General features: G+C 63.3%; 15 protein-coding genes. 9 read left to right on the top strand and 6 right to left on the bottom strand.

The window, feature by feature from the left end; genetic code table 11:
- Window positions 1-38 precede the first annotated feature (38 nt).
- The 3 genes from RVU70_RS10710 to rpsD all read left to right on the top strand — a co-directional run bounded on the left by RVU70_RS10710 (window position 39) and on the right by rpsD (window position 2,318).
- Window positions 39-977, top strand: a complete 939-nt coding sequence (locus RVU70_RS10710; RefSeq protein WP_363346066.1) for a hypothetical protein — start codon at window positions 39-41, stop codon at window positions 975-977.
- A gap of 79 nt (window positions 978-1,056) precedes the next feature.
- Window positions 1,057-1,419, top strand: a complete 363-nt coding sequence (locus tag RVU70_RS10705; RefSeq protein WP_363346064.1) for a hypothetical protein — start codon at window positions 1,057-1,059, stop codon at window positions 1,417-1,419.
- Between the two features lie 281 nt (window positions 1,420-1,700).
- Window positions 1,701-2,318, top strand: coding sequence for a 30S ribosomal protein S4 (gene rpsD / locus RVU70_RS10700; protein WP_363346062.1), 618 nt, complete (start codon window positions 1,701-1,703; stop codon window positions 2,316-2,318).
- A 79-nt stretch (window positions 2,319-2,397) separates the two neighbouring features.
- Here rpsD and RVU70_RS10695 read toward each other — a convergent pair whose 3' ends face one another.
- From RVU70_RS10695 to RVU70_RS10670, 6 genes are all read right to left on the bottom strand, one after another.
- Window positions 2,398-3,765 carry an ATP-binding protein gene (locus tag RVU70_RS10695; protein WP_363346060.1) on the bottom strand — a complete coding sequence of 456 codons (1,368 nt, stop codon included), beginning with the start codon at window positions 3,763-3,765 and terminating at the stop codon, window positions 2,398-2,400.
- Between the two features lie 11 nt (window positions 3,766-3,776).
- The gene (locus RVU70_RS10690; RefSeq protein ID WP_363346058.1) at window positions 3,777-4,496 is read right to left on the bottom strand and encodes a response regulator transcription factor; all 720 of its coding nucleotides are present in this window, start codon (window positions 4,494-4,496) and stop codon (window positions 3,777-3,779) included.
- A 106-nt stretch (window positions 4,497-4,602) separates the two neighbouring features.
- A complete protein-coding gene (locus tag RVU70_RS10685; RefSeq protein ID WP_363351298.1) occupies window positions 4,603-6,138 on the bottom strand; it encodes an efflux transporter outer membrane subunit in 1,536 nt (511 codons plus the stop codon).
- A gap of 32 nt (window positions 6,139-6,170) precedes the next feature.
- Window positions 6,171-9,344, bottom strand: coding sequence for a CusA/CzcA family heavy metal efflux RND transporter (locus RVU70_RS10680; protein WP_363346056.1), 3,174 nt, complete (start codon window positions 9,342-9,344; stop codon window positions 6,171-6,173).
- Window positions 9,337-10,365: an efflux RND transporter periplasmic adaptor subunit gene (locus tag RVU70_RS10675; RefSeq protein ID WP_363346054.1), complete on the bottom strand. Its 1,029-nt coding sequence runs from the start codon at window positions 10,363-10,365 to the stop codon at window positions 9,337-9,339. Before RVU70_RS10675 ends, RVU70_RS10680 begins: the two co-directional genes overlap by 8 nt.
- Before the next feature lie 479 nt (window positions 10,366-10,844).
- On the bottom strand, window positions 10,845-11,228 hold the full coding sequence (locus RVU70_RS10670) for a hypothetical protein (protein WP_363346052.1): 384 nt from the start codon (window positions 11,226-11,228) through the stop codon (window positions 10,845-10,847).
- Between the two features lie 195 nt (window positions 11,229-11,423).
- Between RVU70_RS10670 and RVU70_RS10665 the strand changes: the two genes are divergently transcribed.
- The 6 genes from RVU70_RS10665 to RVU70_RS10640 are packed head-to-tail and all read left to right on the top strand — an operon-like array spanning window position 11,424 to window position 18,339.
- Window positions 11,424-13,277: a PQQ-dependent dehydrogenase, methanol/ethanol family gene (locus RVU70_RS10665; protein WP_363346050.1), complete on the top strand. Its 1,854-nt coding sequence runs from the start codon at window positions 11,424-11,426 to the stop codon at window positions 13,275-13,277.
- A 10-nt stretch (window positions 13,278-13,287) separates the two neighbouring features.
- On the top strand, window positions 13,288-14,112 hold the full coding sequence (locus RVU70_RS10660) for a substrate-binding domain-containing protein (protein WP_363346048.1): 825 nt from the start codon (window positions 13,288-13,290) through the stop codon (window positions 14,110-14,112).
- Between the two features lie 17 nt (window positions 14,113-14,129).
- Window positions 14,130-14,834, top strand: coding sequence for a c-type cytochrome (locus tag RVU70_RS10655; RefSeq protein ID WP_363346047.1), 705 nt, complete (start codon window positions 14,130-14,132; stop codon window positions 14,832-14,834).
- Window positions 14,834-15,802, top strand: a complete 969-nt coding sequence (coxB, locus tag RVU70_RS10650; RefSeq protein WP_363346045.1) for a cytochrome c oxidase subunit II — start codon at window positions 14,834-14,836, stop codon at window positions 15,800-15,802. Before RVU70_RS10655 ends, coxB begins: the two co-directional genes overlap by 1 nt.
- Before the next feature lie 10 nt (window positions 15,803-15,812).
- Window positions 15,813-17,756 (top strand): cytochrome c oxidase subunit I, encoded by a 1,944-nt coding sequence (gene ctaD, locus RVU70_RS10645; RefSeq protein WP_363346043.1) that lies wholly within the window; start codon window positions 15,813-15,815, stop codon window positions 17,754-17,756.
- On the top strand, window positions 17,749-18,339 hold the full coding sequence (locus tag RVU70_RS10640; protein ID WP_363346041.1) for a cytochrome c oxidase subunit 3: 591 nt from the start codon (window positions 17,749-17,751) through the stop codon (window positions 18,337-18,339). The genes ctaD and RVU70_RS10640 overlap by 8 nt, the downstream gene beginning before the upstream one ends.
- The last annotated feature ends 1 nt before the right edge of the window (window position 18,340 follow it).

Raw genomic sequence — 18,340 nt, 5'->3', positions numbered from 1 at the left:
TAGACATGCGCTTGAACGCGCGACGCCGGAGTAGCGTGATGCGTGCGAACACTTTCGACCAAGACGACGCCACGGCGGCCCTCGGCCCGATCCGCGCGCGACCCATGGGCGTTCGCGCCGCGCTTGGCATGGGCGTCGGGGCCTCTCTCATTCTCGCCATGGCGGCGCTTTTTGCGCGCCACCCCGTCCCTTCCTCGCCTCTGGCCGACGCCGGCGCGCCCGCCACGGCGGAAGCGCCGGCCAAAATCTCGGCCAAGGCGAGCGTCGAGCCGGAGCCGGCCGGGGCGAGCGCCGTCGCCAGCCTCGATATCGAGGCCCCCGAATTCGCGCGGGAGAAAAAGATGGCCACGGTCGGCGACGCCAAGGACGGCGGGCCGCGAATCGACCGGCTGACCGTGGGCCAGTTCGCCATGGGCGCCCCCTTCCTGCGCGTCGACGTCCACCCCGAGCTCGATCCCGCGGCGACGCATACCGATTTCTTCCTCGACATGACCCGCCACGCCCGCGACGCGGGCCTCAATGTCGCGAAGATCGGTCAGCGCGCGACGCTTTCGACGCGCTTCGGCGCTTTCGAAGCCGCCGACATCCGCCTCTCGCAGCCCGGCGGCGAGGGCGTCGAGGCGGCCGAACGCGCCTGCCTTGCGGCGCGGCTCGTGGACGCCAAGGTTCCCCTGGAGATCGCGGGCGTCGTCTGCGGCTCGGCGGCGAAGCCGATCGACCGGGTCGCCTTCGCCTGCATCCTCGACGGGCTGAATTATTCCTCGGGAAGCGACAACAAGGCGCTGAACGACTTCTTTCTCAACGCCGAGATCGCGCGCGGCAAGGGCTGTAACGTGTCACGCGACGACATGACCGCCTCGATCCCGCGTAAGGCCGCCGTAAGCCGCGCAAAGCCGGCGAAGCCCGCGGCGCAGGCGAGAAAGGCCCGCCCCGTGGCGCAGGCGGGGGCCGCGCAAGCTGAAACCGTAAATAACTAAACCAAGGCCGAAGGCGTATCGCTTTGCCGTCCGATCCTATATGATGAGATCGAAGCGTTTGAGCCTGAAGAGGATGGAGATGCGCAAGGGACTTAAGCTTTCGGTGGGCCTCGCCTGCCTGGTCGCAATGGCCGCGGGCGGAGACGCGCTCGCCAAATCGCGCTATCGCCCGCCGGCCTACTCGGTTTCGAACGACGCTTTGCTCGCCTCGAACGGGCGCACGATCGACGTCGAGCGCCGCAGCTGGCTCGATCCGGGCACGAAGGTGCCGGTCGGCAGCACCAATCGCTACATGCTGCAGCAGACTTATTACAACAAGGATCCTGTCCAGACGGCGCAGCGCAGCTGGTACATGCAGGAGACCCTGCCGCAGCGTCCGCCTTACAACGCCGATATGATCGTCCCCTACGACGAAGGCTTTCCGATCGATTGGCTGCCATAAGACGGCGGATCTTCAGGGAATCGCTTGACTCGGGGAGCGCCTTCGTTTAGCTCCCCGGTCAGCCTGACGCGAAATATTCGCGCCGGGCGAGCACCCGTGGCGCTCCTACCGAGCGCCTGTCGGCCGGATATCCGGCAGAGGAGGGCGCGTTCCCAACCCCGGCGCAGCCGGGACCAGCGGGAGACGCGGTTCGATGAGGCGCCAGGGCAAAGGCCCTGACCGCGCGCTTTCGTCTTTTCGCCTCTCGCCGCTGGACGCGACCATGAGAGGACAAGAGTAAAGTGACGAAGCGCGCAGAAGCCAAATATAAGCTCGACCGCCGCCTGGGGCAGAACATCTGGGGCCGCCCGAAGAGCCCGGTGAACCGCCGTGAATACGGCCCCGGCCAGCATGGCCAGCGCCGCAAGGGCAAGCTCTCCGACTACGGCACGCAGCTGAAGGCGAAGCAGAAGCTGAAAGGCTACTACGGCAATATTTCCGAGAAGCAGTTCCGCAAATATTACGCCGAAGCGATCCGCATGAAGGGCGACTCGGGCGACAATCTGATCGGCCTCCTGGAGCGCCGCCTCGACGCGATCGTCTATCGCGCCAAATTCGTGCCGACCGTCTTCGCGGCTCGTCAGTTCGTCAACCACGGGCACATCCGCGTCAACGGCCGCCGCGTCAACATCCCGTCCTACCTCGTGAAGGTCGGCGATGTGATCGAAGTGAAGGAAGCCTCGAAGCAGGCGGTGACTGTGCTCGAATCGGTCGGCCTCGCCGAGCGCGACGTGCCCGAATATTACGACGTCGACCACTCCAAAATGACCGCCAAGCTTTCCCGCGTCCCCCATGCGACGGAAGTGCCCTACCCGGTCCAGATGGAGCCCAACCTCGTGATCGAATTCTATTCGCGCTGATCCTCCATCAGCGCACACAGAACGTCGGCGTCAGCATGGCGACATGCTGGCGCCTTTTCTTTTGCAGGAAGCCGCGCGCTCAGCCGTCTTGCAAGGGAAGCACGACGCGAACGATGAGCCCGTGCGGTTCGCGATCGAGAAGTTCGACCCCGCCGCCGTGATGCTCGACGAGCGCGCGAACGATCGACAGGCCGAGCCCGAAGCCGGTGTGATTGCTGATTGTCCTGCCCGGCTCGCCGCGAACGAAGGGCTCGAAGATCGCCGCCTTATCACTGTCCGGTATGCCGGGGCCGTCATCCATCACGTCGATCTGCAGACCTTCCTCGCCGATCGGGCGCACGTCGATCTCGACGGCCCCGGCATGGTGGATGGCGTTTTCGACCAGATTGGTGAAAACACGCTGCATTTCGGTTAGAGAGCCGAGAATCATATAATGGGCGCCGCCCCGATAATTCACTCTGTAGCCCAGGTCGGCGAACTGATCCGCGACTGTCTGGAGAACGCTGTCGATGTCGACGAGCGAATAGTCTGCGCGGTCGCTTTCGGCGCGCAAATGCTCGAGGTTTTTCCGAAGCATCGCGTCCATCAAGGAAATGTCGCGCATCATCCTCGCCCGCAGATCGGGTTCGGAGACGAGGTCCGTCCGCAAGTTCAACCGAGTGATGATGGTTTTGAGATCATGGCTGACGGCGGCGAGGACGCGGCTGCGCGCCGCGATCATGGAGCGGATGCGTTCCTGCATTCTGTTGACGGCGCGCGTCAGCTCCCGCACTTCCATGGGGCCGCGCTCGGCGAAGAGATCATCGCTTTCGCCACGATCCGGGAATTGTTCCGCGTGCCGCGCGAGTCTTACGAGGGGCGCGACGATTCCGTCCGACGCCCACACGACGAGAACCGTGGTGCACAGGAAAAACAGAATGGCCGACAACGCCCAAGGCGTCAGGAAGAAAGGCGTCCCAGGCTCCGGCTCCCAGAACCATCGCCACACCGATCGCGGCGGCTTGCGATGCTGATAAATCGAAATGAGCGCGTAACCCCCCTTGCGCAAGGCGGCCGCCAGCACGCCGGGCGCGCCGCCCTCTGGCGCTGACGCGGCGAAAACCTCAGCGTCGGCCCAAAGGTCCGATTTGACGGCGCGACTCTCGTTCGTGAGCTCCCGGTCGTCGAGGTCCACTGAGGCGGGACGCTCCTGCCGAATGTGAATATTGGCGAAAGGAACAGCGTGGGCGAACTCGTCCAGGAGATGGCGCCGCGCGTCGAGGGGGGCGGCGTCGACCGCGAGGATGATGCTGGCGACGAAATCCGTCTGATCGACGATATGGCGACGTCCCTCGACGTCGAGCAGGTGAAAGGCGACAAGCACGATCGTCTGAAAGGTCACGATCGCGCCGAGGATCAGCAAGGTAATCTGTCCGGCGAGCCGGTCGGGACCCAAACGCGCAACCATGCTTTGCAAATTCATGAGCGCGTCACCGAAGCCGCGAACATGTAGCCCTCCGACCGCACAGTGAGAATGATCACCGGATTTTTGGGGTCCTTCTCGAGCTTTTGTCGCAGCCGGCTGATCAGAACGTCCACGCTTCGCTCGAAAGGACCGGACGTTGGTCCATGTGTGAGGTTGATCAACTGGTCTCTGGTGAGAATGCGATTAGGGTTCTCGCACAGGGCATGGAGAAGATCGAACTCCGCCCCCGTCATCGCGACTTTGATCCCCTTGGGCGAAACGACCTCGCGGGAGAGAAGCTCTATGCGCCAACCTGCGAAATGATAGGTTTGGCGCGGAAGACCGGCGCCGACGCGGTTGCGCGTCTCGGCGCGACGCAAGACGGCGCGGATGCGGGCCAACAGCTCTCGGGAGTTGAACGGCTTCACGACATAGTCGTCGGCCCCCATTTCGAGTCCGAGGATTTTATCCACGTCTTCGCCCTTGGCGGTGACGATGATGATGGGAAGGGTCTGTTGGGCTCTGACGCGCCGGCAGATTGAAAATCCATCCTCGCCTGGAAGGTTAAGATCGAGCAGCAGGAGATCAAAAGCCCGGCTCGAAAGAGCCGTATCCATGGCGTCGCTGTTGGAGACGGCGACGACGTCCATGTCGTGCTTTTCCAAATACTGCGTGATCAGTTGGTTGATTTCGGCGTCGTCCTCGACGAGCAGAATGGAGGTGCGGGTGGTCATCTCATCGTCGCGCCAATTCTACGAGCTATGCCCCGCTATACCCCTTTCTGCAGGCGCATGTCCCCAAATTGTGGCGGGCGACCACGGTCGAGACACAAAGCAGAAACTAGTGAGCCCGTGCGACCTCTGGCTCCCGGTTCCACCAGCCGCCGCCCAGCGCCATGAACAGCCCGGCCGTGTCCGAAAGCCGGGTGGCCTCCGCTTGCACCAGCGACAGCGACGCCAGCAGATAGGCGCGCTGCGCGTAGAGGACCGCAATCTGCGAGACCTGCCCGTATTTCATCTGCATGCGCACGATGTCGAGGTTACGCTTGGCGGCGTCCTCGGCCTTGCGGGCGGTGGTGACGGCCTTGGCGTCAGATTGCAGCGCGCGCAGCGCGTCGGTGACGTTCTGGAAGGCGTTGATGACGGTTTCGCGGTATCTCGCATCGGCCTGCTGAAGCTGCGCCTCGGCCGCTTTCTGCTTGTTGAGAAGGGTCATGCCGTCGAAAATCGGCTGGGTGACGTTCGCCGCCGCCATGTAAAGGCCGGTGCCAGGCGTGAAGAGCTCGGCGACCTTGAACGCGCTCGCGCCAAGATTGCCGGACAGCGTGAGATTGGGCAGGCGGTTGGCGACCGCGACGCCGACCGCCGCAGTGGCCGAATGGAGATTGGCCTCGGCCGCCCTGATGTCCGGCCGCTGCGCCACGAGCTGCGAGGGAACGCTGACCGGAACGGTCGCCGGCAGAGCGAAGTGAGACAGCTCGAAGCTCTCGCCCGGCCCCTCGAAGGAAAGGCGCCCCGCGAGCGCGGTAAGAAGATTGCGCTGGAGCGCGAGCTGTTTCTCAAGCGGCGGGAGCGTCTGCTCGGCCTGGGCCAGCGCGGCTTCCTGGGCGATGACGTCGGCCTTGGCGATGGATCCGAAAGAATATTGCCGGTTGAGGATGTCGAGCGACTCGCGAAGAATCGTGAGGATGTTCTTCGTCGCCTCGATCTGCCCGCGGATCGAGGCCTCCTGGATCGCGGCGACGACGACATTGCTGGTCAGGGCAAGCTGCGCCGCCTCGACCTGCCAGCGCTGCTCCTCGGTCTGCGCAACGAGCGATTCCACCGCACGCAGATTCTGGCCCCAGATATCGGGGGTGTAGCTCACGGTGAATTGCTTGAGCAGCAGCGCATAATTGGCGGTCGGCGGGTTCTGGGTGTTCACCGAGGGCGCGTTGTAAAGAACATTGGCGGGGGACGGATAGAGCTGATTGAAAATGACCTGATTGATGCTCGAAAGCGACCTGTTGTTGGACTGAAGATTGGTGCTGTCGTTGGAGTTGAAGAGAAGCTGAGGGAAGAAGCCGCCTTTTTGCGCCTCAGCCGTGAAATAAGCGACGCGGACGGCGGCCTCGGCGGATTGCAGGCTCGGATTGTTTTGCAGCGCCTCGCGCACCAGCGCGTCGAGCGCCGGGGATTTGAACAGCCGCCACCACTCGGCCGGAATGTCCTTGCCTTCCGCAAAGCGCTGCCCGTCGCCAGGGGAAGCCGGGCGTTCCGGCGTGAGATGGCGCGCCTCGGGCGACGTCGGCGAGGCGAAGTCGGGGCCGACAGGAAAGCAGGCGGAAAGAGATCCAGCGCCAAGCGCGATGGCGCTTGCGAGCGCCGCGCCGCGCATCGACAACCAAAGCCTTTCGACCGGCCCTCGCCTCATCGCGCCGACGTCCCTTCCCGCACGACGAGCTTTTCGTCGCGCGTCCGGACGAAGCACTCGATCACGAAATAGAAGCTCGGCAGAATGAAAAGCGTCAGCAGCGTCGCGACGATGAGGCCGCCGACGATAACGGTCGCCAGACTGCGTTGAACGTCGCTGCCGACGCCTGTCGCCATCGCAGCCGGCAACATGCCGACGGTGGCTACTGTAGAGGTCATCAGCACGGGCCGGAACCGTTCCGCCGCCCCTTCCATCACGCCGGCTCTGATCGCCGCGAGGACATCGCGCCGCATGGCGTCCGGGCCGACCTCTGTGGCCACCCAGCGCGCCCGCGCCGAGGCGATGCGAACGGCGCTCGTGCGATTGAGATTGGCGACCATGATGATGCCGTTCTGAACGGCCACGCCGAAAAGCGCAAGGAAGCCGACGCCCGTCGCGACATTGAGGCTGTCGGTCCGGATGTGCAGCGAGACAAGGCCGCCGAGCGTCGCGAGCGGCACGACTGCGAGGATGAGCAACGCATGGCGCAACTTGCCGAAGCCGATGTAAAGGATCATCAGCATCAGCGCCAGAACCGCGCTCACGATGATCCGCAGCCGCGCCTGGGCCCGCTGCTGGTTCTCGAACTTGCCGCCCCAGACCAGTTTGTAGAGCGCGGGATCGAACGACACGTTTTTGGCGATGCGCGCCTGCGCGTCCGACAGATAGGATGAGAGGTCTCGATTGTCGTAATCGACGCGAACGGTCAGGGCGCGCTTGGTCTTCTCATGAGAAATGGCGCTCTCGCCGTTCTGCAGGGAAATCTTGGCGATCTGCGAAAGCGCAATCTGGGCTCCGGAAGTCGTGTTGACGAGAAGATTGCCGAGCGCCTCGGGGCTGTTGCGCGCCTCCGGCGGAAACCGCACGGTCACATCGTAGCTTCGGTCGTTCACATAGATCTGGCCGATCGGGCTTCCGCCGACGCCAGTCTGAATGAGATTGGCGACATCCGCGACATTGATGCCATAGCGGGCCGCAGTGGTGCGATCGACGTGGAAGGCGATCTGCGGAATTGGCGGTTCCTGGACGATTGAGGCCTGGGTCGTGCCGGGCGTCTCTTTCAGCGTCGAGACGATGTCGCTGGCGATGCGTCGCATCTCCCGCAGATCTTCTCCGAAGACCTTGACGACCAGGGCGCTGTGCGCGCCGCTCACGAGTTCATTCACATTATCGATGATCGGCTGGCTGACGCCGGCGTCGATTCCAGGCAATTGCGTCAACCGCTCATTCAGACGGCGGACGAACTCCGCCTTGGTCTCCCCCGAGGGCCATTCGCCATAGGGCTTGAGGCCGACAGGCGCCTCGATATGGCTCGTGGTCCAGGGATCGGTGCGGTCGTCATTGCGCCCGATCTGCGTGACGATGAACGAGACTTCCGGGAATTCGAGGACGGCGTTTCTGAGGTCGCGCGCCATTTCCTGCGCCTTGCCCACTGAAATGCCGCTCGGCAACTGCACCTGAAGCCAAAGCGAGCCTTCGTCGAGGCTGGGCAGAAACTCCCGCCCGATCGTCGCGCCCGCGACGATCACGCCGAACAAGGCGGCGCCGGCGGCCCCGTAAACGATTTTCGGCTTGTCGACGCAGGCGGCGAGCAGCTCGGCGTATTTTTGCTGCAGCCGCTCCAAAATGACATTGTGGAAGACCTGCGACGGCTTGTGGAAGGCGATATAGGCGAGGCCAGGCACGACAAAGAGCGAGCACAGCAACGCGCCGAACAGAGCGTAGGAGATTGTATAGGCCACCGGCGAGAAGAGCTTCGCCTCCACGCGCTCGAGGCCCAAAAGCGGCAGATAGGCCGTAATGATGATGACAGTGGCGAAGAAAATCGGATTGACGACCTGCCGGACGACGAATTGAACCGCGTCCGTCTCCAAGGGGCGCGTTGGATTGAGTTCGCGCACGCGCAGGATCGCCTCGGTGACGACGATGGCGCCGTCGACGATGACGCCGAAGTCGATCGAGCCGAGCGAGAGCAGATTGGCCGGCAGCCTGGTCAGGTTCATCAAAATGAAGGTGACGCTCAGCGCGATCGGGATCGTCACCGCCACGACGAGCGCGCTGCGCGCGCTGCCGAGGAAGAGCATCAGCACGATGAAGACGAGCGCGACGCCCTCCCCTACCGTATGGCCGACCTTTTCGACGGTCGCGTCGACAAGCTCGTTGCGGTCGAGATAGGGGACGATGCGCACGCCTTGCGGCGCCAGCTCGGCCTGCAGCTGCTCCAGCCGCTCATGCACCGCTTTAAGGACCTGCTGGGCGTTTTCGCCCTTGAGCATCTGGACCGTGCCCTGGATAGCGTCCGAATTGTGGTCCTTGCCGAGAACGCCTTCCCGTTCCTGGCTGCTCATGCGCGGCGTCCCGAGGTCGCGGGTGAGAACCGGCGTGCCCTTGTGCTCGGTGACGACGATATTGCCGAGGTCCTCGAGATCGCGCACAAGCCCGATGCTGCGGATCACATAGGACTGCTCGCCGCGCGTGATGCGGCTGCCGCCGGAGCTCGCGCTGTTGCTGGTGATGGCGTTGGAGATGTCGGAGAGCCCCAGGCCATAGCGCTGAAGCGCCAAAGGATCGACCTCGAGCTGGAACTGCCGGGTGAGGCCGCCGAAGTTCGCGACGCTTGCGACGCCGGGAACCTGATTGAGCGCGGGCACGACGATCCAGCGCTGAATCTCGGACAGTTCGTCCAAGCTCTTCTCGTCGGATTCGACTGAATATCGGAGAATCTCTCCTACCGGACTTGTCAATGGGCCGAGCGTCGGCTGGAAACTCGACGGCAGCGGCGCCTGGCTGACGCGCTCGAGAACGCGCTGGCGCGCCCAGTAATCTTCGACGCCGTCCTTGAACACCAGCGTGATGAGCGAAAGCGCGAAAGTGCTGGTCGAGCGCATCGTCACGAGGCCGGGCGTGCTCGCGAGCGCACGCTCGAGCGGCACGGTGATCTGTTGCTCGATCTCTTCCGCGGCGAGACCCCTGGCCTGGGTCGTGACGATCACCGTCACGTCGCCCACGTCGGGATAGGCTTCGAGCTTGAGCTGCGTCCAGGCGTAGAGGCCGTAGATGAAGACGAGGATCGTCGCCAGAATGACGACGAGGCGTCTCTGCAGACAGAATTCGACGGCGCGCTCAATCATTGAGCAGAACTCCGCCGCGCACGACGATGCGCTGACCCGGCTCGAGTCCCCGGACGATGGTCGACCCTTCGTAATCGCTCTCGATTACCACCGGCCGCCGCTGAAAGGTCCAAGGCGCGACTTCGATGAAGACGCTCGTCGTGTCGTTGACGATGAAGAGCGCGGAACGCGGGACGACGACGCTCTGGGCGGCGGGCGCGTAGAAACGCACCGTGGCGAACATGTTCAGCTTGAACAAGCCATAGGGATTGTCGAAGGAGATGCGCACCTTGTTGCGCCGCGTATCGGCCTCCAGCAATTGGCTGATGACTTGCACGCGACCGGTGAACACCTCGCCGGGATAGGCGAGCAGCGACACCTCGACGCGTTCGTCCTTCTGGACGAAGGCGAGGTCCTTCTCCTGAACGCTGGCGGTCACCCAAACTTTCTCCAGATTGGAGATGGTCATCATCGACTCGGTGGCGTTATCGATGAAATCGCCGGGCGCGGTATCGAGCGAGGTGATGGTCCCGTCGATCGGCGAGGTCAGGACGATCTGCCGCTGGCCGGAGACCGTCCCGCTGTCGCCGATCACTTCTAGACGCGCCTCCGCGCGCTTCAGTTCGGACGTCGCCTGATGGTAGTCGTTCTGCGCCTGTTCCAGCTCTTTGAGCGCCAGGCCGCCGGCCTTATTGAGGCCGACCGCGCGCTCCAGGGCGCTCTTTGTGAGCTTGACGGTGGCGCGGGCCTTCTCGGCGTCCGCGACAGCCTGGGCGAGGTCGCCAGAGTCGATCGTGGCGAGGCGCTGCCCTTTTTTCACGGTGTCGCCGAGCGAGACGTCGAGACCCGCGACGCGACCGGCCACCGGGGCCAAGATCTTCACCGTGCGGGTCGGATCGGCCTCGACGGTCCCCGTGACCAATTTGCTGCGGCTAATGCTTTTTTGCTGCGCCGGCGCAACGGCGACGCGCGCCCGATAGGGCGAGCCCTCCGGAATAAAGATTTTGCCTTGGCTTCGAATGATCTGGGCCCGCTCGCCCATTCCGCCGGCTTGATGAGGGGCGGTGGCGTTCCCGCCGCCTCCGGATCGAGTAATCCAGAGCGCGCCGGCCAGAACCCCGGCGGCGATGGCTCCCGCCAAGACACGTTGGTAGGGCGGCAGCTGGCGAAGGATTACAGCGAGCGACATGAAGGGGCTGCGCGTTCCACAATGTGCGAGAGCCGGTCGAGCATAGGCTTCTTTTTACGGCCGAGGTCAACTCGCGCGTCGCCATTCCTGCACTTCGGCGACGGTAGCCTGATCGCCCAGCCGGCGTATTTCCGGAGTATGACGGCGCGGCGACGGTTTAACGGCGTGAAAGGATAAGGAAAACGGGGATCATCGTCTTGGAGTCAAATTCGTCCCGGGTGGTTTCCCTCGTTTCTCAAACTTTGCTCAAAATATTTCTGGAGTTTTTCCGCCATGTCGGAGAGCCCGGACACGTCCGGGCCAATGTTTGCAAGAGCGCCGACGTCGTCCGTTCAGCGCGCCGTCTTCATGGCGTAATAGACGTCGAGCGCCGCGACGAGGCCGATCGCCAGCGCCGCTAAGCCATTCGCCTTCCGCACGCTCGCGTCGCGACTGCCTAGTTTTGGCGCGACGGTCGCCATGTCGACGACGTCGCCGAAGGCGCGCGCCCAGAGCCACGCCGCCGGCCGGCGCGACAGGAGAACGCCAAGGCCGGCGATCATTTCCCTGAGGCCGTACGTCTGCAGCAGAGTGGATTGCCGCTCCATGCCCAGCGGCCTGCCCACGCTTTTCGGGGCGAAGAATTCGAGAAGTCCGAGGCCGAGCGAAAACCAGCCGAGCCCATTGACGATCGCCTCTGTCGAGGCCGTCTGCCGCATCGCTTTCCGCCGCATCATCCTGTTCCTTCCAACTGCAATGGCGAACGCCCCCTTAACTGGCGGCGTCGCGGCGCCGGGACAATCCACTGAAAGGCGAGTCGAATCGCCGCGCCGCGCTATTGCTCTGCTCGCTCCCGTGGCGGCGCGCGCTACGTCCTGCCGGAGCCCCTTTCCAAATGGCCCCATTGCTTCGTTTCAATAAGAGAGGCGGCGATGCTGGAAATTCCCTCGCTTGCGACTGTTGTGTCCGCCGCGGCGGCGCGGCTCGGCATCGCGCTTTTAGCGAGCGCGTTCGGCGCACATGCCTTCGCCCAGCAGCCCCTCGACGCGCTTTCCTCAGACGCCCGCAACTGGCCCATGGCGCCGCGCGATTACGCCAATACACGCTTCAGCGCTCTCGATCAGATCAACGCTGGCAATGTTTCGAAACTGAAACTGGCATGGACGTTTTCGATCGGCGCCGATCGCGGCCAGGAGGCGGCGCCGCTCGTGATCGACGGCGTCATGTATGTCGTGGGCCCTTACGATGGTCCGCGCCCCAATCAGGTGTTCGCGATCGACGCGGCCTCCGGCGAATTGAAATGGTCCTATGCGCCAAAGCCCGATCTCGCCGCGAAAGGGGTCGCCTGCTGCGACGTCGTCAACCGCGGCCTCGCCTATGACAATGGCAAGATCTTTCTCAATACGCTCGACGACCACATGGTCGCGCTCGATGCGCAGAGCGGGAAAGAACTCTGGGTGACGAAGCTCGGCGACATCAATCTCGGCGAGACGATCACCATGGCCCCGCTCGCCGTCAAAGGAAAAGTCCTGGCGGGCAATAGCGGCGGCGAAATGGGCGTGCGCGGCTGGCTCACGGCCGTCGATCAAGCGAGCGGGAAAATTGTCTGGCGCGCCTACTCAACCGGCCCTGACGCTGAAACGCTGGTCGGCGGGGATTTCAAGCCGCACTATGACTGGATGAAGGGAAAAGACCTCGGGGTGGCGACTTGGCCCGCCGACCACTGGCGCACCGGCGGCGGCACCGTGTGGGGATGGCTTTCCTATGATCCCGAGACCAATCTGGTGTTCTACGGCACGGGCAACCCAGGTCCGTGGAACGCCAACCAGCGTCCCGGCGACAACCTTTGGACAAGCACGGTCTTCGCCCGCGACGTCGACAACGGCCACGCCAAGTGGGCCTATCAGATGAGCCCGCACGATCTTTGGGACCACGACGAAGTCAATGAAAATATCCTGCTCGAACTGGAGATCGGCGGCGCCTTGCGCAAGGTTCTGATCCATCCCGGGCGCAATGGATATATGTATGTTATGGACCGGGCGACGGGCGAGGTCCTGTCGGCGGACCCTTACGATACGGTCACGGTCTATAAGGGGGTCGACCTCAAGACGGGCCGCATTGCGCCCAATGACGCGTTAGCGCCTGTCCTCAACAAGACGGTTGAAAACATCTGCCCCGCGCCGCCCGGCGCCAAGGACTGGCAGCCGATGGCCTGGTCGCCGCGGACGAAGCTGCTCTACGTTCCGCATCAGCATCTATGCGCCAATTTCAATGCGAGCGAAGTGAGCTATATCGCAGGAACGCCCTTCGTCGGCGCGACCGTCGACATGTATGCCGGACCGGGCGGGCATCGCGGCGAATTCCTCGCGTGGGACCCGGTCAAACGCGCCAAGGCGTGGGCGATCACTGAAAAACTTCCTGTCTGGAGCGGCGCCCTCGCGACCGCGGGCGACGTTGTCTTCTATGGAACGATGGACCGGCTGTTCAAAGCGCTCGACGCGAAGAGCGGCCAGTTGCTCTGGCAGTTTCGCGGTCCGTCCGGCTTCATCGGTCAGCCGGTGACGTATGTGGGGCGCGACGGCGTTCAATATGTCGCCATTCTCTCCGGCGTCGGAGGCTGGCCCGGCGTTGTCGCCAACGCCGAGATTGATCCGCGCGTACGCAATGGCGCGCTCGGCTTCGTGGGCGCCACGCAGGATTTGCCCCTCTACACCGTCGGCGGCAGCACGCTGCTCGTCTTCTCGCTGGGCGACGCCGGCGCGCCGCCCCAGCAGCCCGCGCCATGAGGACCTTGGAATGCGGCTGAAAAATCCACTGTGCGCCACATGCGCCGCACTCGTTTTAACGCTCGGCGGCCACAACGCCGCAGGCGCTGATCCGAATGTGCTGCGCATCTGTGCGGATCCGAATAATCTCCCCTTTTCGGACGCAAGTGGAAACGGCTTGGAGAACAAGCTTGCCGAACTCGTGGCGCGCGAGATGGGCCGGACAGTCTCTTACGTCTGGTGGGCGCAACGCCGCGGCTTCATCCGCAACACGCTCAAGGCGGGGCTCTGCGACGTCGTCATGGGTGTTCCGACACAGTATGACCCGGTCGCGACAACGCGTCCCTATTATCGCTCGAGCTATGTCTTCGTTTCGAGAGAGGACCGCAACATCGACGTCGCCTCGCTGAAGGATCCCCGGTTGCGCAAGCTGAAAATTGGGGTGCCTCTCTTTGGCGACGACGGCATGAGCGCGCCGCCCGCCCATGCCTTGGGCGACCAGGGCATCGTCGGCAACGTGATCGGCTATTCGATTTATGGCGATTATCGCGACGCCGCTCCGCCGGCGCGGTTGATTGAAGCGGTGGAAAGGGGAGACGTCGAGCTCGCGGCGGCATGGGGCCCGCTCGCGGGCTATGCGGCGCTCAATTCGCCTGTTCCGCTACGCGTCGTCTCGATCGAGAACACCGAGGACTTCGCGCCGCTGCAATTTTCCTTCGACATCTCCATGGGCGTGCGCAAAGGCGACGCCGCGTTGAGACAGCGGCTCGATGACATCATCGCGCACAAGGGGGCGGAGATCGACGCGTTGCTCAAGCGTTACGGCGTCCCCATCGCGTCCAAAGGCGCTCGCTAGGAGAACGGGCCATGCACATGCGGCGTCTCTCTCGCTTCGCCGTTGTTACAGCCCTTAGTCTCGCCGCCGCCTCGGCGCCGGCGCGTCCCGTTCGTCGCCACGCGCCGCAACCTGCGCCGCCCGCGCAACAGGCGCCTCAACCCGCCGCGCCCGTGGCGCCCTCGCCCGAGGCGGAGAAGCCGCAGCCGCCGCCGACAAGTGGCCCAGCAGCGCAAGGCGCGCCTGTTCCGCCTTACGCCAGCCCTCGTCAAATACTGGAGGCGCCCGTCTCCACGCTCCTGCCCGGAAACACCGGCCCGAGCCCGACGATCAAAAACCCGGTTGGCGGCAATCCCGAAGCAATCCAGCGCGGGATGAGCTATTTCAATACGTTCAATTGCAGTGGTTGCCACGCGCCCAATGCCGGCGGCGGCATGGGCCCTTCGCTCAGCAACAAATTCTTCGTTTACGGCGGCGAACCGCAGAATATCTACCTGAGCATTTATCAGGGACGGCCGAACGGCATGCCCGCCTGGGGCGCCATGCTGCCCGAAAACATCATCTGGGATCTCGTCGCCTATATTCACAGCATCAGCCGCGAGCCGTCTTCGACATGGGGGCAGACCGTCTCGCATGAGGCGTTCAATATCGAACAGGTCCCCGCCGAATTTGCGGACACGGCGGCGCCCTGGAAGGAAACGCAGCGTTTCAGTTTCGGCCAGAAACCCAGCGAGAAACGCTGATGCCGACGCCCGCCGACCCGGCGATGAATTATCTTGAGGCTTTCGGCGAAAAGGCGGAGGCAATCTCGCTGCTGACCTGGGCGCTGCTGATCCTCTCAATTGCGGTCGTAGCCATCATCGCGTTGCTGACGGCGGCAGGCGTAACGATGCGACGGACGTCGCTCGCAGCCGAAGACGCGAAACGCGAACCGGTCCTTCGTCCCAGCGGCGGCCTCTCGTGGATCACCGTCGGCGTCGCGCTGTCGACGCTTGCGCTCTTCGCCTCCATGGCGTGGAACGCCTATACGATGGCTGCGGTCAACAGACCGCCGCGCGCCCCAGCGCTCACCATCGAAGTCATCGGCCATCAATGGTGGTGGCAGTTCCGCTACAAGAGCGACGATCCCGCGCAAACATTCGAGACCGCCAATGAAGCGCATATTCCGATCGGCGCGCCGGTGCGCCTGGAAGTCCGTACACAGGACGTCATCCATTCCTTCTGGATTCCAGCGCTCGGCGAGAAGATCGACCTAATTCCCAGTCAGACAAACGTAACCTGGTTCGAGGCCGAAAAGCCTGGCGTCTATCGCGGGCAATGCGCGGAATATTGTGGGCAGCAACACGCCCATATGGCGATCGCCGTCGTCGCCGAGACGCCGGAGGCCTTTCAGGCATGGCGCGTGGCGCAGCTGCACCCGGCCGAAGCGCAGCAAGGCGGCCTTATTGAAGGCGAGGCCCTGTTTCAGGCCCGCTGCAGCGCCTGCCACACGGTTCGCGGCACGCTCGCCGGCGGCAAGCTCGGACCCGATCTCACGCATGTTGCAAGTCGTCTCGGCATCGCAGCAAACACGCTGCAAAACACTACGGCGACTCTGAGCGGCTGGATTGCCGATCCGCAGCGGATCAAACCCGGAAACAAGATGCCGACGCTGGACTTGCAGGCCTCGGAACTCGGTGCGATCCGCCGCTACGTTCAAAGCTTGAAATAGGGAGACGCGCATGGCTGTCGCCGATTCTGACCGCTCCCTCGAGCTGCAGCAATCGGGCGCTCCGGCGCGCGAGCGGCTTGCTCGAATATGGGAAGGCGAGGCCGGTCTGCGCGGTTGGCTTTCGACCGTAGACCATAAGGAATATGGCAAGCGCTATATCGCCACCGCCTTCATCTTTCTGATCCTTGGCGGGCTCGAGGCGCTCGTCATGCGCGTCCAGCTCGCCGGCCCCAACAAGACGCTGCTCACGCCGGAGCAATATAATCAGCTCTTTTCGATGCACGGCCTCACAATGATTTTTCTCTACGCGCAGCCCGTTCTCTCCGGCTTCAGCGTTTATCTCTTCCCTTTGCTTCTCGGCGCGCGCGACATGGCGTTTCCGAGACTGAACGCCTTCTCCTACTGGATCTATCTCTTCTCGGGACTTTTCATCTACGCCGGCTTTGTTTTGGGTTACGGGCCCAACGACGGCTGGTTCAATTATCCGCCTTATGCGTCGATGCGTTACAATCCCGGCCCCAACATGGATTTTTACGCTATCGGAATGATCCTGTTCGGCGTCTCCTCCACGGCGGGCGCGGCGAATTTCGTCGTCACCTTCCTGCGCGCCCGTGCGCCGGGCATGTCGATCAACCGCGTTCCCATCCTTACATGGGGAACGGTGACGGCCTCCTTCGGGATTCTCTTTTCCGTTCCCGCGGTCAGCCTCGCCTTCTTTCTCTTGTGGACGGATCGCCAGTTTGGGACGGATTTCTTCAACTCCGGACAAGGCCAGCCGCTTCTGTGGCAGCATCTTTTCTGGATATTCGCGCATCCTTGGGTCTATGTCGTCGTTCTTCCGGCGATGGGCATCGTCTCCGACGCGCTGCCAATCTTTTGTCGTCGCCCGCTCGTCGGCTATACGGTCGTGGTCCTCGCCACTGTCGCGACCATGGTGATGGGGTTCGGCGTCTGGCTGCACCATATGTTCGCGACCGGCATTCCTTACCTCGCGCTTTCCTTCTTCAGCGCCGCCTCCTTCGTGATCACCATTCCGAGCGCGGTGGCGGTTTTCGCCTGGATCGCCACCATCTGGACCGGGCGGCCGGTGCTCTCCACCGCCTTTCTCTTCTTCGCAGGATTCATCGTGATGTTTACGCTCGGCGGCGTCTCGGGCGTGATGACGGCGGCCGCGCCCGCCGATCAGCAGCTCACCGACACTTATTTCGTCGTCGCCCATATTCACTACGTCTTGATCGGCATCAATGTGCTTGCCGTGATGGGCGGGCTCTATGTCTGGTTCCCGAAAATGACCGGACGTCTTCTCGACGAACGCCTCGGCCGCTGGAATTTCTGGACCGTCTTTCTCGGCTTCAATATCGCCTTCTTGCCCATGCACTGGACAGGCCTCGCGGGCATGCCGCGACGGATTTACACTTACCCCGAAGGTCTCGGCTGGACGGCTGTCAATGTGGTGACGACCATCGGCGCCTTCATTTTGGCGGCGGGCGTTTTGCTGCTTTTGGTGAATATGTATGTAAGCCGCCGTCATGGCGCCGCGGCGGGACCCGATCCCTGGGGCGGGCCGACGCTCGAATGGGCGACGACTTCTCCGCCGCCGACTTATAATTTCGCCGTCATTCCGGCCGTCGCGAGCCGCCATCCGCTTTGGGAAGGCAGCCTCGACGAGAGTGGCGAGCGTTCTTCCCTCCAGCGCGGCATGATTCTCGACGACGGCAAGGAGATGCTCACGACGACGGCGCTCGACGCCGAGCCGGACGCCATCCAGAAAATGCCGCCCGATACGCTGGCGCCGCTTCTTGCCGCGCTCGCGGCGACGGCGCTCGGAGCGGCGGCGCTTCTTCACGCCTGGATCGGCGCGACGATCTTTACGCTCCTGCTCTTCGCCGCCCTTCTCGTCTGGCTTTGGCCGCAACGCGCGATGGGACAAATCTCGGAGCAGGCGCATGTCTGACGAAGCGCTTCGGCGACTCCCGGTCGGCAGCGTCGGTCACAAACCCTTCGGCTGGTGGGGCATGCTGACCGTCGTGATGACGGAAGGCTCTCTCTTCGCTTATCTGCTTTTCACCTATTACTACTTCGTCGTACAATACGGCCGCATATGGATTCCCGAGGCGCCGAGCCTGCGTCTTGCGGGACCGAACACGGTCATCCTGCTGTTGAGCAGCGCCTTCGTCTGGTGGGCGGAGAAAAGCGCGGCGCGCGGCAAAACCAAGGCGCAATCGCTGGGGCTCGCGATCGCCCTTCTCCTTGGCGTCGTCTTTCTCGCCATCCAAGTCCTCGAATGGCGCGACAAGCCCTTCACGCTTGGATCCGGCTCCTACGGCTCCGCCTATTTTATCACGACGGGCTTCCACATGGCCCATGTCGTCGTTGGCGCGCTCATGCTCGCGGCCGTTCTGCTGTGGTCTTTGCTCGGCTATTTTGATCGGGAAAGGCACGCGGCTTTGTCGATCGCTGCGCTCTACTGGCATTTCGTCGATCTGATCTGGCTGACGATCTTCTTCACCTTTTATGTCACGCCTTACATAGGATGAG

Source organism: Methylocystis echinoides, from assembly GCF_040687965.1.
GTDB classification, from domain to species: domain Bacteria; phylum Pseudomonadota; class Alphaproteobacteria; order Rhizobiales; family Beijerinckiaceae; genus Methylocystis; species Methylocystis echinoides_A.
This window is presented reverse-complemented; position numbering and strand designations above follow the sequence as displayed.

What these genes read in the sequence shown, in the direction of transcription:
- RVU70_RS10710 (WP_363346066.1), top strand. Translation starts at nt 39, where the DNA reads ATGCGTGCGAACACTTTCGACCAAGACGACGCCACGGCGGCCCTCGGC.
- RVU70_RS10705 (WP_363346064.1), top strand. Translation starts at nt 1,057, where the DNA reads ATGCGCAAGGGACTTAAGCTTTCGGTGGGCCTCGCCTGCCTGGTCGCA.
- RVU70_RS10695 (WP_363346060.1), bottom strand. Translation starts at nt 3,765, where the DNA reads ATGGTTGCGCGTTTGGGTCCCGACCGGCTCGCCGGACAGATTACCTTG.
- RVU70_RS10690 (WP_363346058.1), bottom strand. Translation starts at nt 4,496, where the DNA reads ATGACCACCCGCACCTCCATTCTGCTCGTCGAGGACGACGCCGAAATC.
- RVU70_RS10685 (WP_363351298.1), bottom strand. Translation starts at nt 6,138, where the DNA reads ATGCGCGGCGCGGCGCTCGCAAGCGCCATCGCGCTTGGCGCTGGATCT.
- RVU70_RS10680 (WP_363346056.1), bottom strand. Translation starts at nt 9,344, where the DNA reads ATGATTGAGCGCGCCGTCGAATTCTGTCTGCAGAGACGCCTCGTCGTC.
- RVU70_RS10675 (WP_363346054.1), bottom strand. Translation starts at nt 10,365, where the DNA reads ATGGGCGAGCGGGCCCAGATCATTCGAAGCCAAGGCAAAATCTTTATT.
- RVU70_RS10670 (WP_363346052.1), bottom strand. Translation starts at nt 11,228, where the DNA reads ATGATGCGGCGGAAAGCGATGCGGCAGACGGCCTCGACAGAGGCGATC.
- RVU70_RS10665 (WP_363346050.1), top strand. Translation starts at nt 11,424, where the DNA reads ATGCTGGAAATTCCCTCGCTTGCGACTGTTGTGTCCGCCGCGGCGGCG.
- RVU70_RS10660 (WP_363346048.1), top strand. Translation starts at nt 13,288, where the DNA reads ATGCGGCTGAAAAATCCACTGTGCGCCACATGCGCCGCACTCGTTTTA.
- RVU70_RS10655 (WP_363346047.1), top strand. Translation starts at nt 14,130, where the DNA reads ATGCGGCGTCTCTCTCGCTTCGCCGTTGTTACAGCCCTTAGTCTCGCC.
- coxB (WP_363346045.1), top strand. Translation starts at nt 14,834, where the DNA reads ATGCCGACGCCCGCCGACCCGGCGATGAATTATCTTGAGGCTTTCGGC.
- ctaD (WP_363346043.1), top strand. Translation starts at nt 15,813, where the DNA reads ATGGCTGTCGCCGATTCTGACCGCTCCCTCGAGCTGCAGCAATCGGGC.
- RVU70_RS10640 (WP_363346041.1), top strand. Translation starts at nt 17,749, where the DNA reads ATGTCTGACGAAGCGCTTCGGCGACTCCCGGTCGGCAGCGTCGGTCAC.